12 protein-coding genes are annotated in these 16,459 nt (G+C 66.0%); 4 read left to right on the forward strand and 8 right to left on the reverse strand.

The annotated features are described in order from the left end of the window. Positions 1 to 114: 114 nt before the first annotated feature. Complete coding sequence (locus QM685_RS05390; RefSeq protein WP_415113484.1) at positions 115 to 1,401, reverse strand: YbfB/YjiJ family MFS transporter; 1,287 nt, start codon at positions 1,399 to 1,401, stop codon at positions 115 to 117. A gap of 101 nt (positions 1,402 to 1,502) precedes the next feature. On the opposite strand from QM685_RS05390, the gene QM685_RS05395 reads away from it, so the two are divergent. After that, a complete protein-coding gene (locus QM685_RS05395; protein ID WP_415113989.1) occupies positions 1,503 to 2,438 on the forward strand; it encodes a LysR family transcriptional regulator in 936 nt (311 codons plus the stop codon). Here the strand turns inward: QM685_RS05395 and QM685_RS05400 are convergent. Together QM685_RS05400 and alaS are read right to left on the reverse strand one after the other, a co-directional pair. Beyond that, on the reverse strand, positions 2,425 to 3,684 hold the full coding sequence (locus tag QM685_RS05400; protein WP_415113486.1) for a hypothetical protein: 1,260 nt from the start codon (positions 3,682 to 3,684) through the stop codon (positions 2,425 to 2,427). The two genes, QM685_RS05395 and QM685_RS05400, sit on opposite strands and share 14 nt — an antisense overlap. Before the next feature lie 100 nt (positions 3,685 to 3,784). Further along, complete coding sequence (gene alaS, locus QM685_RS05405) at positions 3,785 to 6,421, reverse strand: alanine--tRNA ligase (protein WP_415113488.1); 2,637 nt, start codon at positions 6,419 to 6,421, stop codon at positions 3,785 to 3,787. Positions 6,422 to 6,758: 337 nt separating this feature from the next. Between alaS and QM685_RS05410 the strand changes: the two genes are divergently transcribed. After that, positions 6,759 to 7,979 carry a CaiB/BaiF CoA transferase family protein gene (locus QM685_RS05410; protein WP_415113490.1) on the forward strand — a complete coding sequence of 407 codons (1,221 nt, stop codon included), beginning with the start codon at positions 6,759 to 6,761 and terminating at the stop codon, positions 7,977 to 7,979. A 51-nt stretch (positions 7,980 to 8,030) separates the two neighbouring features. Here the strand turns inward: QM685_RS05410 and QM685_RS05415 are convergent, their stop codons facing one another. Both QM685_RS05415 and ggt read right to left on the reverse strand, forming a co-directional pair. Further along, positions 8,031 to 8,591, reverse strand: a complete 561-nt coding sequence (locus tag QM685_RS05415; RefSeq protein WP_415113492.1) for an RBBP9/YdeN family alpha/beta hydrolase — start codon at positions 8,589 to 8,591, stop codon at positions 8,031 to 8,033. 77 nt (positions 8,592 to 8,668) lie between these two features. Beyond that, positions 8,669 to 10,447, reverse strand: a complete 1,779-nt coding sequence (gene ggt / locus QM685_RS05420) for a gamma-glutamyltransferase (protein ID WP_415113494.1) — start codon at positions 10,445 to 10,447, stop codon at positions 8,669 to 8,671. A gap of 524 nt (positions 10,448 to 10,971) precedes the next feature. Here ggt and QM685_RS05425 point away from each other — a divergent pair. Continuing rightward, positions 10,972 to 12,681 carry a glutamine--tRNA ligase/YqeY domain fusion protein gene (locus tag QM685_RS05425; protein ID WP_415113496.1) on the forward strand — a complete coding sequence of 570 codons (1,710 nt, stop codon included), beginning with the start codon at positions 10,972 to 10,974 and terminating at the stop codon, positions 12,679 to 12,681. Between the two features lie 212 nt (positions 12,682 to 12,893). Further along, on the forward strand, positions 12,894 to 13,808 hold the full coding sequence (locus tag QM685_RS05430; protein WP_415113498.1) for a transporter substrate-binding domain-containing protein: 915 nt from the start codon (positions 12,894 to 12,896) through the stop codon (positions 13,806 to 13,808). Positions 13,809 to 13,829: 21 nt separating this feature from the next. Here QM685_RS05430 and QM685_RS05435 read toward each other — a convergent pair whose 3' ends face one another. The 3 genes from QM685_RS05435 to QM685_RS05445 form a co-directional block, all read right to left on the reverse strand. Further along, the gene (locus QM685_RS05435) at positions 13,830 to 14,279 is read right to left on the reverse strand and encodes an NUDIX hydrolase (RefSeq protein WP_415113500.1); all 450 of its coding nucleotides are present in this window, start codon (positions 14,277 to 14,279) and stop codon (positions 13,830 to 13,832) included. A 61-nt stretch (positions 14,280 to 14,340) separates the two neighbouring features. Then, entirely contained in the window at positions 14,341 to 14,727 is a 387-nt protein-coding gene (locus tag QM685_RS05440) for a hypothetical protein (RefSeq protein WP_415113502.1), read from the reverse strand. Positions 14,728 to 14,870: 143 nt separating this feature from the next. Next, positions 14,871 to 16,214 carry a cytochrome-c peroxidase gene (locus tag QM685_RS05445; RefSeq protein ID WP_415113991.1) on the reverse strand — a complete coding sequence of 448 codons (1,344 nt, stop codon included), beginning with the start codon at positions 16,212 to 16,214 and terminating at the stop codon, positions 14,871 to 14,873. Positions 16,215 to 16,459 lie beyond the last annotated feature (245 nt).

Consider the following 16,459-nt stretch of genomic DNA (forward strand, 5'->3'; position numbering starts at 1 on the left):
CGGCGACAGGCGCATGGGGATGACGGAAAGCGGTCATTTTAGTGCGAGCGTGCGAGATTTGTTTCATGGGTGACGGTTTGGGCGGTGCGCCGGGGCGGTGGCGGGGTTTCGGGGTCAATCCGGCATGCCGTCAGGGCCGCGCGGCACGCGCGCCACCACGACGAGCCCGGCCGCGCCCGCCAGCAGCGCGCCCGCCGCCAGCCACAACGCCGGCGAGAACGATCCCGTGTGCGCGGCAATCGGCGCGGCCACCAGCGGACCGGCGATCTGGCCGATGCCGTAAGCCGCCGTCGCATAGCCCATCAGCCCGGCCGCGTCGTCGCCGCGCAGACGCCGCGCCTCGCGCATCGCAAACAACGTGATCGCGGTGAACGGCAGACCGATCAGGATGCTGCCGAGCGAAAAACCGCCCGCCGTCGGCCAGACGATGCCGAGTGCGATACCGATCGCCTGCAGCACGTAACTGCCGGCGAGCAGCGCGCGGTTATCCCAATGCACGGGCAGACGCGCGGCCAGCAATGCGCCGACGATCAGTGCCGCGCCGAACATCGGCCAGAACAGGTCCGGCCACGATGAGCCCGGCAGCGCATGGCGCGCGATGACCGGCAGGAACGTCGCCGTAATGATGTAGCCGAAGCCGGGGATGCCGTAAAGCAGGACCAGCCAGAACGCGTCGGCGCGATGGACCACGGGGCCCGGGTGAGCGCGGGCCGCGCGCGGCGGGTTCGTGGCGGCATTGGATCGTGTCGCGGAACCTGCGGCGGCGCTGGACTTCGCAACGCCTGCCGCCGCGCGCGGCGCATCGCCAAATACCGGCCAGACCAGCGCCGACAGCACCGCGCCGATCACCGCGAAGCCGATCCACCCGACCGTGGCGCCATAGCCGCCCGCGGCGCTGACCAGCAAACCCGTCCCGACGATGCCCACGCCCGGCCCCGTATAGATCACGCCGCCCCATGCGTTGGCCCCGAGTTCGGCAAGCCGCCGCAAGCCCCACTGGGACGCGAACACGAAAGTCCACGCGCTGACCGCGCCGGCGATGAAGCGCGCCAGCGACCACACCCAGAACTGGCCGGTGACGCCCATCACGAACGTCAGCAGCACGGTCGCGACGAGCCCCACGCGCACTATGCGCGCCGGCTCGACCCGCAGCGCCGCGCACGTCACCGCGCCGACGAAATAGCCGGCGTAATTGAAGGATGCGAGCCAGCCGCCGTGCTGGATGTCGATCTGCGGCTGGCCGAGCACGGCGCCGTGGAGCATCAGCGGCAGCAGCGGCGTGAACGCGAAGCGCCCGATGCCGAGCGCGACCGCCAAGGTCGCCATGCAGGCAAGCGCCGCGCGCCGGGCGGCGTGAGGTTCGTGCCGGCGTTCGGACGCGCGGGAGGCGAGGTTGTTCATGATTGGACGATAAGGCAACGGTGAATTGAAGCCATGTTAACTTGACCGAGTTATCTCTAAAAATGAATAATTCGGATATCAACCATCGCCAGGAGAGAATGATGGATCTGGCCGCCCTGACCATCTTTCGCGCCGTCGTGCGGGAAAACGGCGTGACGCGCGCCGCCGCCAAGCTCAATCGCGTGCAATCGAACGTGACGACGCGCATCAAGCAGCTCGAGGAGCAGCTCGGCACCGACCTGTTCATTCGCGACGGCCGCCGTCTCGTGCTGACGCCGGCCGGCGAAACGCTGCTGCCCTACGCGGAGCGCCTGCTCGCGCTCGCCGACGAAGCGCGTCACGCGGTGCGCGAGGATCGCCCGAGCGGGCGGCTGCGGCTCGGCACGATGGAAAGCGTCGCGGCCACGCGTCTGCCGGCCCTGCTCGCGCAATATCACCAGCAGTGGCCGGCCGTCGCGCTGGAACTGGAGACGGGCACGACCGGCAAGCTGATCGAGCGGGTGCGCGAATTCGAAGTGGATGCCGCGCTGGTCGCGACGCCACTCGAACCGGCCACCCTCGGCGACCTGTTCGAGACCGTGCCGATCTTTCGCGAGGAACTGGTGATGCTGACGCCGCGCGGACATCGGGCGATCCGGGAAGTGAGCGACATCGCGCTGTCGACGCTGATCGCATTCGAGCGCGGCTGTGCGTACCGGGCGTATATCGAGAAGTGGTATCTGGAACACGGCGTGCGGCCGGCGCGCGTGCTGGAGCTGGGCTCCTATCATGCGATCGTCGCGTGCGTGGCGGCGGGCGCCGGCGTCGCGGTCGCGCCGCGCTCGGTGCTCGATCTGCAGACCGATGCGAGCAATATCGCGGTGCATGCGCTGCCCGATATCGGGGTGATCGATACGCTGCTGGTCTGGCGGCGCGGACATTTTTCGTCGGCGCTCAATGCGTTGCGGCGGACGCTGGTGGAGGCGCGGAAAGAAACAGAAACGGCAGACTCGCCCGCGGACGGTATGAACGTTGCGAATTATTTCAATCGGGCTTGATGAGGACAGTCAATATTCCCTGCTGGAGTTGCTGCGCGTAACGCGCCGGCAGATGCCCCCGCGCGAAGCCACCATTGATGACGCCCGGGTAGCGGCAAATCAGCGTGGTATGCGCGTCGGACGTCGCCACCAGTTCCCAATGGATCGGCGTGCCATCGGCCAGATCGGTCTCGATGTTGAAGAACGGCGTCCCTTCTCCATACCCGACGTGGAAGCCGCTCGGCGCAGGGCCGCCCGGAAATGGCCGCGCGTCCATAAAGCCGAACATGGAATCGTGCTGTAGCAGACTTTGGCGCGCGTACGGCCAGACATGCTCGCGCAAGAAAAACTGATCGGCGAAGTGCAACGACTCGAGCGGCCGCGACAATGCGCGTTCGACCAGTTTCTGCATCGGTGGCAACGCTCCCGCGCAGACACCCCACAACCCGGCCAGCAATAATTCGGTATGCGTTGCGGCATCGCGCATGTGATGGAAATGGCGATCGCTCGCGATCCATTCCGCAACGGCTTCGGCTTCCCGCTCACTGATGACTGAATCGGCATCGCGAAACAGCACGCGATGCAGACCCGGCGTATCGTACGCCGCGAAACGCCACATCGGGCCGGGCCAGCGCTTCAGTCCGGCATCCACCGGCACGACTTCGGCGCCCGCCTGAAGCAGGCGTTCGACGACATGATCGGGCACCGTCCCGTCGATATAGAAGCGACAGCGCCAATACGGATAGATGCGCGCCTGTTCGGTCGCATTGAGCACTGCTGTTTCGCAGTATTTCGAACTGGCGCCAAACAGCGAGAACGCAATCAGGTTATGTTCGCGCGTCGCCTCGCTGGGCGCGGGTGGGAGCGGCGCGGCCAGCGTGTCGTGCCCGAACGCGGGCGGGAGGTCGAACTTCGCGGCGCGCAATGTCAATGCCTCATTGCCCCAGCGGCGTACCTCCTCGGGCACACCCTTGCTGCCCCATGCATGCGACAGCGCGTCGAACAGTGCAAGCGTAGCGCCTTTGCGCGCGAGCGCATTGTTCGCGCAGGCGATGACGTCGTCCCAGCGGTTGTATTTGACATGACAGGCGGCCGCGTCGATCCAGGGCTGTGCAAGATTGGGCGCGATTCGCGCCGCCTGCATGCTGGCTTTCAGCGCTTCGTCATACCGTCCCGCGGCATAAGCCTGCTTGAAGCGCTTATTGTGCGAGTCCAGCAATAGCTGGACTTTCTTCTGACTGGCGCCGGCCGGATGTTTAGGTTTCATTGCCTGCCTGATCGACGTTACACGTTCATCGAACCGGGAAGACCATCGAACGCTCGCGACGCCAGCCGGCGGGCGCTGCGATGACCCGGTCCGCGATCCGTCAAAGCTGCCCTTCGACCCATGCCTTGACGCCCGCGAGCGCCGCAGGCAGCCTGGCCGGTTCGGTACCGCCGGCCTGGGCCATGTCCGGACGGCCGCCGCCCTTGCCGCCGACCTGCTGGGCGACGAAGTTGACCAGTTCGCCAGCCTTGATCTTCCTGCTTGCGTCGGCCGTTACGCCGGCGATCAGGCTCACCTTGCCGCCATCGACCGACGCCAGCACGATGGCCGCGCTCTTCAGCTTGTCCTTGAGCTTGTCGACCGTTTCGCGCAGTGTCTTCACGTCCGCGCCGTCGAGCGTCGCCGCGAGCACGTGCACGCCGCCGACTTCGATTGCCTGGCCCGCGAGTTCGTCGCCCTGGCTCGACGCCATCTTCGACTTCAGCGCGCCCAGTTCCTTCTCGAGCGCCTTCACCTGGTCCTGCACCTGGCTGATCCGCTGGGTCAGTTCCGACGGCTGCGCCTTCAACACCGCGGCGGCCGCGTTGACGCGCCCTTCGAGGTCCTGCACGTAACGCACCGCGTTGTCGCCGGTGATCGCTTCCACCCGGCGGATACCCGCCGCCACGCCACCTTCCATCACGATCTTGAAGAGACCGATGTCGCCCGAGCGGTTCACGTGCGTGCCGCCGCACAATTCTCGCGAAAAGCCGAGGTCGAGCACGCGCACTTCGTCGCCGTACTTCTCGCCGAACAGCGCCATCGCGCCGCCCTTCACCGCTTCGTCGTAGGGCATCACGCGCACGATACCGGGCGCGTTGGCCAGCACTTCGGCGTTGACGATTTCCTCGACGCGGCGAATCTGCTCGTCCGTCATCGGCGCGTTGTGCGCGAAGTCGAAGCGGGTCTTCTCAGCATCGACGAGCGAGCCTTTCTGCTGCACGTGCGAACCGAGCACCTCGCGTAGCGCCTTGTGCATCAGATGCGTGGCCGAGTGGTTGCGGGCCGTGCGGGCACGGCGCACCGCGTCGATTTCGGCCTTGACGACGTCGCCGACCTTCAGCGTGCCCTGCTCGAGCGTGCCGTGATGGCCGACCACGTCGGCCTGCACCTTCAGCGTGTCGACGACGGCAAAGCGCGTGCTGGCGTTGGCGAGCACGCCCTGGTCGCCGACCTGCCCGCCCGACTCCGCATAGAACGGCGTGTGATCGAGCACGACGACCGCCTGCTGGCCGGCGTGCGCCTGCTGCACCGAGGCGCCGTCCACGTACAGCGCGACCACCTTCGCGTCGTCGAAGACGATTTCCTCGTAGCCGTGGAACGTGGTTTTCGCGCCCGAGTATTCGAGGCCCTGCGCCATCTTGAACTTGCCCGCCGCACGCGCCTGTTCGCGCTGACGCGCCATCGCTTCGTCGAACGCGGGTTCGTCGACCGTCACGCCGCGCTCGCGGCACACGTCAGCGGTCAGGTCCAGCGGGAAACCGTAGGTGTCGTGCAGCTTGAATGCGAGTTCGCCGTCGAGCGTCTTGCCGCCGCTTTTGCTACCCGCGGCTTCGAGATCGGCCAGTGCCGCGTCCAGAATCGACATGCCGTGCTCGATGGTCTCGAAGAAGCGCTCTTCTTCCTGACGCAGCACGTCGGTCACGCGCTGCTCGGCCTGCTTCAGTTCCGGGTAAGCGTCGCCCATCTGCGCGACGAGGTCGGCGACGAGCCGATGGAAGAACGAACCCTTCTTGCCGAGCTTGTAGCCGTGGCGGATCGCGCGGCGCACGATACGGCGCAGCACGTAGCCGCGGCCCTCGTTGCCCGGAATCACGCCGTCGACGATCAGGAACGAGCACGCGCGGATGTGATCGGCGATCACCTTCAGCGAGTTGTTGCTCAGATCGGTCACGCCGGTTTCACGGCCGGCCGCCTGAATGAGCGCCTGGAACAGGTCGATCTCGTAATTGCTGTGCACGTGCTGCAGCACCGCGGCGATACGCTCGAGGCCCATGCCGGTATCGACGCACTGCTTGGGCAGCGGCGTCATGTTGCCTTGCGCGTCGCGGTTGAACTGCATGAACACGAGATTCCAGATCTCGATATAGCGGTCGCCGTCTTCCTCGGCAGACCCCGGCGGCCCGCCCCACACGTCCGGGCCGTGGTCGTAGAAGATTTCCGAGCACGGGCCGCACGGGCCGGTGTCGGCCATCTGCCAGAAGTTGTCCGACGCGTAGCGCGCGCCCTTGTTGTCGCCGATGCGGATGATGCGCTCGACCGGCACGCCCACTTCCTTCGCCCAGATGTCGTGCGCTTCGTCGTCTTCCTGATATACGGTGACCCAGAGCTTCTCCTTGGGCAGCTTGTAGACTTCGGTCAGCAGTTCCCACGCGTAGTGGATCGCGTCGCGCTTGAAGTAGTCGCCGAACGAGAAGTTGCCGAGCATTTCGAAGAACGTGTGATGGCGCGCGGTGTAGCCGACGTTCTCGAGGTCGTTGTGCTTGCCGCCGGCGCGCACGCTGCGCTGCGCGGTGGTAGCGCGCGAATACGGACGCGACTCCGCGCCGAGGAACACATCTTTGAACTGCACCATCCCCGAATTGGTGAAGAGCAGCGTCGGGTCGTTGCCGGGCACGAGGCTCGACGAACGGACGATCGTGTGGCCCTTCGATTCGAAGAACTTGAGGAATTTCTCGCGGATTTCAGCGGCTTTCATAGCGGGCGGGGGACGGTCCTGACGGTTCCTGACTGTAACTGGCGGTCTGTGGGATGCGCCAACTGTCTGTTTCTTAAACGACTGATTATACGGGATCGGCAAGCGTGCGCGGCACTGCGCGGGGCAGTGCAACAGCGCGCCTGGCCATCCGGCCAGGGCCGGGCGCGCCCGATGAGACAGCGCCGCGCGATGTCCTCCCGTCCGATGCGCGCTATGACGTTTGGCCGACTGCGCCCGAGCGCGGGAATCGCTTAAGATGGCTTTCCACGAAACTTCGCACGAAACATCGCACGGCGCCTCGCGCGCCGTCTGCGTACACCAGGAGACATTCAGGAATATGGGCGCTCTCAGTCACATCCGCGTGCTCGATCTCACCCGCGTGCTCGCCGGCCCGTGGTGCGCGCAGACGCTTGCCGATTTCGGCGCCGACGTCATCAAGATCGAACGCCCCGAAGCCGGCGACGACACCCGCCACTGGGGGCCTCCCTATCTGAAAACGCCGGAAGGCACCGATACGCGCGAAGCCGCCTACTACCTCGCGGCGAACCGCAACAAGCGCTCGGTCACGGTCGATATCGCGTCGCCCGAGGGCCAGCGGATCATCCGCGAACTCGCCGCGCAAAGCGACGTGGTGCTTGAGAACTACAAGGTCGGGCAACTGAAAAAGTACGGGCTCGACTACGAATCGCTGAAGCAGGTGAAGCCCGATCTGATCTACTGCTCGGTCACGGGCTTCGGGCAGACCGGTCCGTACGCGCAGCGCGCGGGCTACGACTTCATCGTGCAGGGCATCGGCGGCTTCATGAGCATCACCGGCGAGCGCGACGGCCAGCCGGGCGGCGGCCCGCAGAAGGCCGGCGTCGCGATCGCCGATCTGATGACCGGCATGTATTCGACGATTGCCGTGCTCACCGCGCTCACGCACCGCGACCGCACGGGCGAAGGGCAATACATCGACATGGCGCTGCTCGACGTGCAGGTCGCGATGCTCGCCAACATGAACTCGAACTACCTCGCGAGCGGCCGGCCGCCGGTGCGCTGGGGCAATGCGCATCCAAACATCGTGCCCTACCAGACCTTCCAGACGAGCGACGGCTGGATCATCGTCGCGGTCGGCAACGACGGCCAGTTCCGCAAATTCGTCGAAGTGGGCGGCCGCCCGGAACTCGCCGACGACGACCGTTTCGCGACCAACCCGGCGCGCGTGCGCAACCGCGACATCCTCGTGCCGATTCTCGCTGACATGGTCCGCCTGCGGGGCAAGCAGCAATGGATCGCCGCGCTCGAAGCGGCGGGCGTGCCGTGCGGGCCGATCAATGATCTCAATGAAGTATTCGAGAACGAGCAGGTAGTCGCGCGCGGACTGCAGGTCGATCTGCCGCATCCGTCGGGCGGCACGGTCAAGCTCGTGCGCAACCCGATCAATATGACCGGCACGCCGCCGCAGGCGTCGAGCCATCCGCCGCTGCTCGGCGAGCACACCGAACGTGTGCTGCGCGACGTGCTTGGGTATGACGCGCGGAAGATCGCGGAGCTGAGGGGGAAGTCGGTGATTTGAGGATAGGCATGGGCTGGGATGCGGAAACGCGACGTCCGCCTCACGGCAAGCTCAACGCGCCGTTCCCAACGAAGCCAGCCAGCGCCGCCCTTCGTCCCAGTCGCCGAGACCGCTGTCCGCATTGATATGGCCGCGCGCGCCGAGGTCGATCCAGCGGCTGCCCCATGCGTTCGCACAGGTTTGCGAAAACGGCACGCCGCCATACGGATCATCGCTGCTCGCCACGACGATGGTCGCGAACGGCAGCCGCGTGAGCGGCACCGGCGCGAAGCCGGTCGCCTCCGGTGGGAAATGCGGCCCGGCGGGATCGGGCACCGCGACCAGCAGCGCGCCGGCCACCTTCGCGAGTTGCGCCGCGCTCGCGTATTGCAACGCCCAGAACGCCGTGGTCAGGCAGCCGAGACTATGAGCGGCGAACACGACCGGCGCATCGGCGGCGGCGACCGCGGCATCGAGCGCGCGGCACCATGCGTCGCGCGACGCATGGTGCCAGTCCGGCATCCGCACGCGGACGAACGCCGGATCGAGCGCTTCCCAGCGGGTTTGCCAGTGACCGGCGCCGGAGTTCAGGTATCCCGGCAGCACGAGGGCGTTCAGTTTGCGTTCGGTCATCGTGTTCCCCGCCCTTCGTCTATCGTCCGCCTGTTTGTAGCGGGGTCCGTCTTCTACCATCGCCGTCCATCCGCGCTCTACCGTACCACCCGCGCCACCCCGGCGCCGCGCGGATCGCTCGCCGGCTCGGGCATCGTGCCGTCGACGCGGATCATCTGCACGTCGCCGTTGAACGACTGCTGCTCGAGCGTGTAGCCGAGCGCCTTCAACTGCGCGGCCAGTTCGTCCGGCACAGGATGATACGGCTCGAAGTAGATCGTCTTGCGCGGCAGCAACTGATGATGGAAACGCATCGCGGCAAGCGCGTCCGTCGGCGTCATGCCGAAGTCGTACAGGTTCGTCATCACCTGGAAAAGCGTCGTCAGGATGCGCGAGCCGCCGGGCGTACCGATCGCGAGCACCACCTTGCCGTCCTTCAGCAGGAGCGTCGGCGTCATCGATGAAAGCGGCCGGCGCCCCGGCGCTATCGTGTTGAGATCGGCATCGGCCGCGCCCGGCGTGGCAGCCGTGCCAGCCGGTTTGACGACGAAATCGTCCATCGCGTCGTTCAGCAGGAAACCGCCGCCGTCCACCACGACGCCCGAGCCGAAATCGCCGTTCAGCGTGTAGGTGTTCGACACCGCGTTGCCCCATTTGTCGACCACCGAGAAATGCGTGGTCTGCGCCTTCTCCGCCGCCGCGTCGCCGAGACCGGGATTGACCGGCGCCGCGCCCGGCACTTCGTCGGCTTTGACCTCGCCCGCGCGTTGCGCGAGGTACGCGTCGTCGATCAGCTTCGCGGCCGGCACCGGGTTCGCGTCCGGATCGCCGAGATAGCGCTGCCGGTCCGCGAACACGCGGTCCTCGATCTGCGCAATCAGGTGGATGTACTGCGCCGAATTCAGCGCGAGGCCGTCGAACGCAGGCTGCAGATCGGCGCGCATCTTCAGCATCTGGATCAATCCGATGCCGCCCGAGCTCGGCGGCGGCGCGGTAATCACGCGGTAGCCGTTCCAGTCGGCGGCGAGCGGTTCGCGCCACACCGCCTTGTACTCGCTCAGGTCCTGCTTCGTGATGAGGCCGTGACCGTACATCTGCGTGGCGATCAGCTCCGCGCTGCGGCCTTCGTAAAACTCGCGGCCGCCGTCGCTGGCGATCCGCGACAGCGTCTGCGCGAGTTCCGGCTGACGCAGCGTCGCGCCCGCTTTCAGGTGCCCGAAATACGCATCGAAATTGGTGCGGCCGGCGAAGTTTTTCGCCGCGGCATCGCGGCGCTGCTGCAGCCGCGCGTCAACCTGGAAGCCGTCGGTCGCGTAATGGATCGCGGGTGCGAGCACCTGCTTCCATTTGAGCTTGCCGAAACGCCGCTGCGCTTCCCACATGCCGTCGACGGTGCCCGGCACCGCCACCGCGCGATGCCCGACCGTGCTCATGCCCGGTACGACATTGCCCTTGTCGTCGACGTACATGTCGCGGGTCGCCTGCTGCGGCGCGCGCTCGCGATAGTCGAGGAAATACGGCTTGCCGTCGACGAGCAGCGTCATGAACCCGCCTCCGCCGATATTGCCCGCATCCGGCCGCGTGACGGCGAGCGTGAAGGCGATCGCGACGGCGGCATCCACGGCGTTGCCGCCCGCGGCGAAGATCTGCTGTGCGGCATCGGCGCTGTAGCTATCGGGCACGGCGAGCGCCGACGCATCGAGCGCCGGCTTCGGCGGCGGCGTTTTCGCGACGGCGGGAAGCGGCGCGGCAAGGCTTGCGGCAAGCGCGGCGAACCACGCCGAAGCCAGCGCGATGCGGGTTCGGGAAGAAAAACGGGCGCTAGCTTTAGCGCAAGCGAAAGGCGCGCGAAACGCGCCGTGCGTCGGGACAGGCATCCGAGAAAACTCCGGCAACGAGGCGAGCATGGTGCACGCGCGGCGGCGGTTCGCGCAAGGCGGCAAGCCTACGTGACCCCGCCGAATGGTGCGTGTCGAACGGTCCGCGAGGACCAGAGACAACCGGTCCCGAGACAGTGGGCGCACGATGCAGCCGTAAAGGCCCACGCGCTCGCGATGCGGACATGCGGACATATAGACATGCGATTCATGCGCAAGCCGGCATCCACCCGGGCGTGCGCCTCGCCCCATACGCCGGGGCAAGCCATGCCCGCGCCGCAGGCATCCTAAGCCGCCGCCGCAAAGCCCGCCAACCCGTTTTACCTCCTGTTACAGCGCGGGTTCGAGCACCGCCGGGCAACTCCTTGCCGCCCGCGCCTCCGATCGGACGAGCAGCCCCCCCGCGTCGAACCCGCCCCACCGTTGGCTGCGCGCCGCAACCACCTGCCGCGAGCGAATGCGTCAGGTAGAATTGAATGCTTAGCGGGCGCATTGCGCGCTCCCACGGACTCTCATCTTCTCGCATGAATACCGAACGCAACGACGCGCCAGCGGCATCCAATTTCATCCGCAACATCATCGACGACGACAACCGCACCGGCAAATGGAGCCAGCGCGTCGAAACGCGCTTCCCGCCCGAGCCGAACGGCTATCTGCATATCGGTCACGCGAAGGCCATCTGCCTGAACTTCGGCGTCGCGCGCAGCTACGGCGGCGTGTGCCATCTGCGCTTCGACGACACCAATCCGGAAAAGGAAAGCGTCGAATACGTCGACTCGATCATCGACGCGGTGACCTGGCTCGGCTTCGAATGGAAGAAGGGCAACCACGAGCATCTGTATTACGCGAGCGACTACTACGACAAGCTCTACGAATTCGCCGAACTGCTGATCCAGCGCGGCAAGGCGTACGTGGATAGCCAGTCGGCCGAGGAAATCCGCGCGAACCGCGGCTCGGCCACCGAGCCCGGCACGCCGTCGCGCTTCCGCGAGCGCCCGGTCGAGGAAAACCTCGACCTGTTCCGCCGCATGAAGGCGGGCGAGTTCAAGGAAGGCGAGCACGTGCTGCGCGCGAAGATCGACATGTCCTCGCCGAACTTCAACATGCGCGACCCGGTGATCTACCGGATCCGCTTCGCGCATCACTACCGCACCGGCGACGCCTGGTGCGTGTATCCGATGTACGACTACACCCACTGCATCTCGGACGCGCTCGAAAACATCACGCATTCGCTGTGCACGCTCGAGTTCGAGGACCATCGGCCGCTCTACGACTGGATTCTGAACGAGCTCGCCGAGGCCGGCGTCTTCACGCGTCCGCTGCCGCAGCAAATCGAATTCTCGCGCCTGAACCTGACCTACGCGATCACCAGCAAGCGCAAGCTGCTGCAACTGGTCAACGAAGGTTACGTGGACGGCTGGGACGACCCGCGCATGCCGACCATCGTCGGCGTGCGGCGGCGCGGCTTCACGCCCGAGTCGATCCAGTTGTTCTGCGAGCGCATCGGCGTAACCAAGGTCGATTCGTGGATCGACATGAGCGTGTTCGAAGGCGCGCTGCGCGACGATCTCGACGACAAGGCGCCGCGCATCGCCGCCGTGCTCGATCCGGTCAGGCTGATCATCGACAACTTCCCCGAAGGCCTCACGGAGCCGTGCCAAGCACCGGTGCATCCGCATCACCCGGAACAGGGGGTGCGCGAGTTCCCGATTTCGCGCGAACTGTGGATCGAGCGCGAGGACTTCACCGAGACGCCGCCGAAGGGCTACTTCCGCCTGTTCCCGGGCAACAAGGTGCGTCTGCGCTACGGCTACGTGATCGAATGCACGCACGCGGACAAGGACGAAAACGGCAACGTGGTCGCCGTGCACTGCAATTACTTTCCGGACAGCAAGTCGGGCACCGAAGGCGCGAACAACTACAAGGTCAAGGGCAATATCCACTGGGTCAGCACAGAGGCCGCCTGCCCGGCCGAGGTGCGCATCTACGACCGGCTGTTCAGGGAACCGCAACCGGACGCCGGCGGCCGCGACTTTCTCGAGGCGCTGAATCCGGATTCGAAGCGCGTGGTCCAGGCCTACCTCGAAACGGGCGCGCACCATGCGTTGCCGGAGCAGCGCTACCAGTTCGAACGCCACGGCTACTTCGTCGCCGACCGCGTCGATTCGCAGCCGGGTAAGCCCGTATTCAATCGCATCGTCAGTCTGCGCGACAGTTGGGGTAAGCCGGCGTAAGGTGATGGTAATGACATCCATCGCGTTCTGGCCGATCCTGTCTGAATGCGCCGGGTTGAATACGGCGTGCATTTCGTTCACGAGATGCACGCCGTTTCGTTACATGATGGTTGCATGAGGTTCGATCGACACTCACTGCGCGCTCGCCCGAGCGCGCCGGTCCGGGAGGTCCGATGAAAGTTGCGGCCCGCTGCGGGGCAGGTACCGGGGGCATGGTTCGAATCGCACGCGGCATGCGCGGCATGCTCGTGGCGCTCGCCGCATGTGGCACGGTCGCGCTCGCCGGCGCGGCGCGCGCGGACGAACTGACCGGCACGCTGAGAAAGATCCACGACGACGGCGTGGTCGTGCTCGGCGTGCGCGAAGCGTCGATTCCATTCTCGTATTTCGACGGCAAGCGCACGGTCGGCTACTCGCAGACGATCGCGCTGCAGATCGTCGACGAAATCAGAAAAACGCTCAATATGCCGCAACTGCGGATTCACGAAGTAACGGTGACGTCGTCGAATCGCACGCCGATGCTGATGAACAACCAGATCGATCTGGAGTGCGGCTCGACCACGCACACGGTCGAGCGCGAAAACGTCGCCGCGTTCTCGAACAGCTTCTTCCAGTACGCGGTGCGTATGATCGCGCGCAGGAACAGCGGCATCACCGATTTCGCCGATCTGGCCGGCAAGCCGGTCGTGACGACCGCGGGCACGTCCGACGAACGGCTGCTGCGCCGCCTCAATACCGACAAGCAGTTGAACATGCGCATCACCAGCGTGCGCGATCACCAGGAAGCGTTTAGCGCGCTCAAGGAAGGCCGCGCGGCGGCCTTCGTGATGGACGAGCCGATCGTCTACGGCTTCAAGGCGACCGACCCGCATCCGGACGATTTCATCGTCACGGGCACGCCGCTCGGCTACGAGGTCTACGCGTGCATGTTCCGCAAGGGCGACGAGCCGTTCCGCGATCTCGTGAACCGCGTGATCGCGCGCCTGCAAACCTCCGGCGACGCCGAACGCCTGTACAGGCAATGGTTCACGCAGCCAATCCCGCCACTCGGCATCAACCTCAATTTCCCGCTGTCGGATGCCAACCGCGCGCTGTTCGCGCATCCGAACGACCGCGCGCTCGACTAGGCGGAGCGCCCACGCATCGGATCACAGCGACCGATGCAGGTCCGCGAGCGACAGCGTCGTCTCGAAGAGCCGCGTGAGACTGCGGCTCGCATAGTGCGGGATTTCGTCGATCGACGCCCAGCGGTAAGCGTCCATCTCGGGGATCAGCGTGCCGTCCGAGCGGCGCGGAAACAGCGACGTGCAGGTGCAGCCGCTCAGATCGAGCTCGCCGGCGCTCGCGCGCGCGGCGAACAGATGCAGATCCTTGTCGCGCCGGTAGACGAACAGGCCCAGATCCTTCAGACGTTCGGGCTCGAGCGCGATGCCGGTCTCCTCGACCATCTCGCGCAGCGCCGTCACGTGCGGCGCCTCGCCGTCCTCGCCCTGTCCTTTCGGGATGTCCCAGTGCGTCGTTTCCGTAGCGTGCGCAAGCAGCACGCGCCCGTTCGGGTCGAGCAGCACGATCCCGCACGAGACGGTCCGTGGGCTCATCGCCGCGCCCTGCCGCAACGGCGCACGGCGCGAAGCCGCGCCGCCATCGTCTTGCGCATCGTCATTTTTTCTGCAGTTGCCAGACGCTGCCGCCCGCCTTGCAGAAGGTCGGTTTCAGGTGCACCGATTGCCCCTTCGCGTTGAGCACCACGGCGACGTCGCGGCAGGTGCGCGCGCCCTCGTTGGCGGTATTGCCCATCGTGATGGTCGCGTCGATCTTCACGCTGTTGCCGGTGCCGTCGTTGACCCAGGTCAGGCTCTCGCCATCCTTTTTGTCGTTGAGCGCGCTGAAGATCGTGTGCTTGATCGAGTCGACGTCGCGCTGTTTCATGTAGGTGATCGGCGTGTCGTTCAGAAAACCGAGGTTCGCCGCTTGCGCGCCGAGTGCGGCGCCAAGCAGCAGGCTCGCGGTACTCAGGCGGAACAGCACACGGGTTCGCATCGACATGAAGGGTTCTCCTCGAAAGTGAGCGCGGCGCGCGCATGCGAAGGCTTTTGATCCAGACCTCAAAAGCATAGCATGCACGGTTCGGGAGCCCGGGCGCGAGTGGCGACGTAGCGGGTGAGCCGCCCGCCGCCGGAACCGTGCCGTCAATGCACGGCAGTGGCAGTGGCGGTGGTCATCGCCGTCGCGGAGCCGGCCGCCTGATACCCATCGGTCAGCGTCTTCAGAAACGCGACCACGTCGGCGATCTCGGCTTCGTCGAGCGCGGGCCGGTCGCCCAGCTTGCGATCGAACGGCGGGTCGGTATTCAGGTTGGCCCAGTAGCGCCGCGGCAGATCGTCGAACTTGCGCACCTTGCCGTGCACGACCGGATAGAACTTCTCCGGGTTCGTGTCGCGCTCGGCGTAAAACCGCACCACCTGCTCGAGCGAATGGTAGATGCCGTTGTGGAAGAAGCTCTGCTTCAGCGCGACGTTGCGCAGCGTCGGCGTGCGGAAGATGCCGCAGAATTCGTCGCGTCCCTTCAGGTCGGTGCGCTCCGGTCCGCACGCGCCGAGATCGTAGAAATGCGGATCGCGATTCGCCGGCAACGCGCGGTTGCGCGGCACGCCGATCGCGATCAGGCCGAAGTCGCTGAATTGCGGCGGCGCGCCGTCCTTCGTACGCTGGCTGATGTGGCAGCTCGCGCAGTTGCCCTTGCGCTCGTCGTTGAAAAGCTGGAGACCGCGCAGCTCGGCGGCGGTGAGCCGCGCGTTGCCGGCCAGGTACGCGTCGTACTTGCTCGTGTACGGATAGAACAGCTCGGGCGTCTGCTCGAACGTGCCGAGCGCCTGCAGCACGGCTTTGAAGGTTGCGTCGTCGCTGTCGAAAATGTGTTCGCCAAACGCCTTGCGAAACGCGTCGGCATACGGCGCGGCCTTGACCGCCGCGCTCACGCGCGCGGGCGAGCTGCCCATCTCGAACGGCGACAGCAGCGGAATGCGCGCCTGTTCGCTGCCGCGATCGACGCGGCCGTCCCACGTCAGGCCGCCGGTCGGGCCGGCATCGACGCTTTCGTCGCCTTCGTCGTCGGACTCGTGATAGTGCTCGGCGAACGCCGGCACCGATTGCAGATACTTGAGCGTCGGCGCCGCGCGCAGGCCGGCGCGCCGCATGTCGTGGCCGCCCAGTTGCACGGACAGCGCATTGGCCGGCGCAAAGCCATGCTCCGGACTATGGCACGACGCGCAGGCGAGCTTGCCCGAGCCGGATAGCGTGGGATCGAAGAAGATCCGTTTGCCGAGCGCCGTCATTTGCCGCACCGATTCGTAAACCTGCGCGCGAGTCTGACCGGCGCCGGCCGTCTTCGCGTCGGCGCCAGCGCTCGTATCCACGCTCGGGCCCGCACTCGCATCCGCCCCGGACACGCGGCTATCGCAAGCCGCCAGCATCGCCGTCAAACCCGCCGTGGCCAACGCCAGGACCATCGCCCGACGCACGCTCGCCGCCATCCCGCGCGCCGGCCACGCCCCTTCGCCCCACTCTCCCGCCAGATCCAGCCGCATATGCCCACTATGAATCCACGATATCGAAGCCAACCAGCGTATTTCGTTTGCATGTCTATTACATGACATTAGCCATACGAAAAACTACGGATCCGAATAGATCTGTAATTAATTACATCTCCCTGTCAAATTCTGACGCCAAACTTTCGCCGGCACGCCGCTGCTATCAGCCAGCGCGCGGCCCGTCCCCA

The sequence above is a fragment of the Paraburkholderia sp. genome (assembly GCF_047605525.1).
Taxonomy (GTDB): domain Bacteria; phylum Pseudomonadota; class Gammaproteobacteria; order Burkholderiales; family Burkholderiaceae; genus Paraburkholderia.

Excerpts from the sequence above, each read along its gene's own strand:
- QM685_RS05390 (WP_415113484.1), bottom strand. The coding sequence starts at position 1,401 with ATGAACAACCTCGCCTCCCGCGCGTCCGAACGCCGGCACGAACCTCAC.
- QM685_RS05395 (WP_415113989.1), top strand. The coding sequence starts at position 1,503 with ATGGATCTGGCCGCCCTGACCATCTTTCGCGCCGTCGTGCGGGAAAAC.
- QM685_RS05400 (WP_415113486.1), bottom strand. The coding sequence starts at position 3,684 with ATGAAACCTAAACATCCGGCCGGCGCCAGTCAGAAGAAAGTCCAGCTA.
- alaS (WP_415113488.1), bottom strand. The coding sequence starts at position 6,421 with ATGAAAGCCGCTGAAATCCGCGAGAAATTCCTCAAGTTCTTCGAATCG.
- QM685_RS05410 (WP_415113490.1), top strand. The coding sequence starts at position 6,759 with ATGGGCGCTCTCAGTCACATCCGCGTGCTCGATCTCACCCGCGTGCTC.
- QM685_RS05415 (WP_415113492.1), bottom strand. The coding sequence starts at position 8,591 with ATGACCGAACGCAAACTGAACGCCCTCGTGCTGCCGGGATACCTGAAC.
- ggt (WP_415113494.1), bottom strand. The coding sequence starts at position 10,447 with ATGCCTGTCCCGACGCACGGCGCGTTTCGCGCGCCTTTCGCTTGCGCT.
- QM685_RS05425 (WP_415113496.1), top strand. The coding sequence starts at position 10,972 with ATGAATACCGAACGCAACGACGCGCCAGCGGCATCCAATTTCATCCGC.
- QM685_RS05430 (WP_415113498.1), top strand. The coding sequence starts at position 12,894 with ATGGTTCGAATCGCACGCGGCATGCGCGGCATGCTCGTGGCGCTCGCC.
- QM685_RS05435 (WP_415113500.1), bottom strand. The coding sequence starts at position 14,279 with ATGAGCCCACGGACCGTCTCGTGCGGGATCGTGCTGCTCGACCCGAAC.
- QM685_RS05440 (WP_415113502.1), bottom strand. The coding sequence starts at position 14,727 with ATGTCGATGCGAACCCGTGTGCTGTTCCGCCTGAGTACCGCGAGCCTG.
- QM685_RS05445 (WP_415113991.1), bottom strand. The coding sequence starts at position 16,214 with ATGGCGGCGAGCGTGCGTCGGGCGATGGTCCTGGCGTTGGCCACGGCG.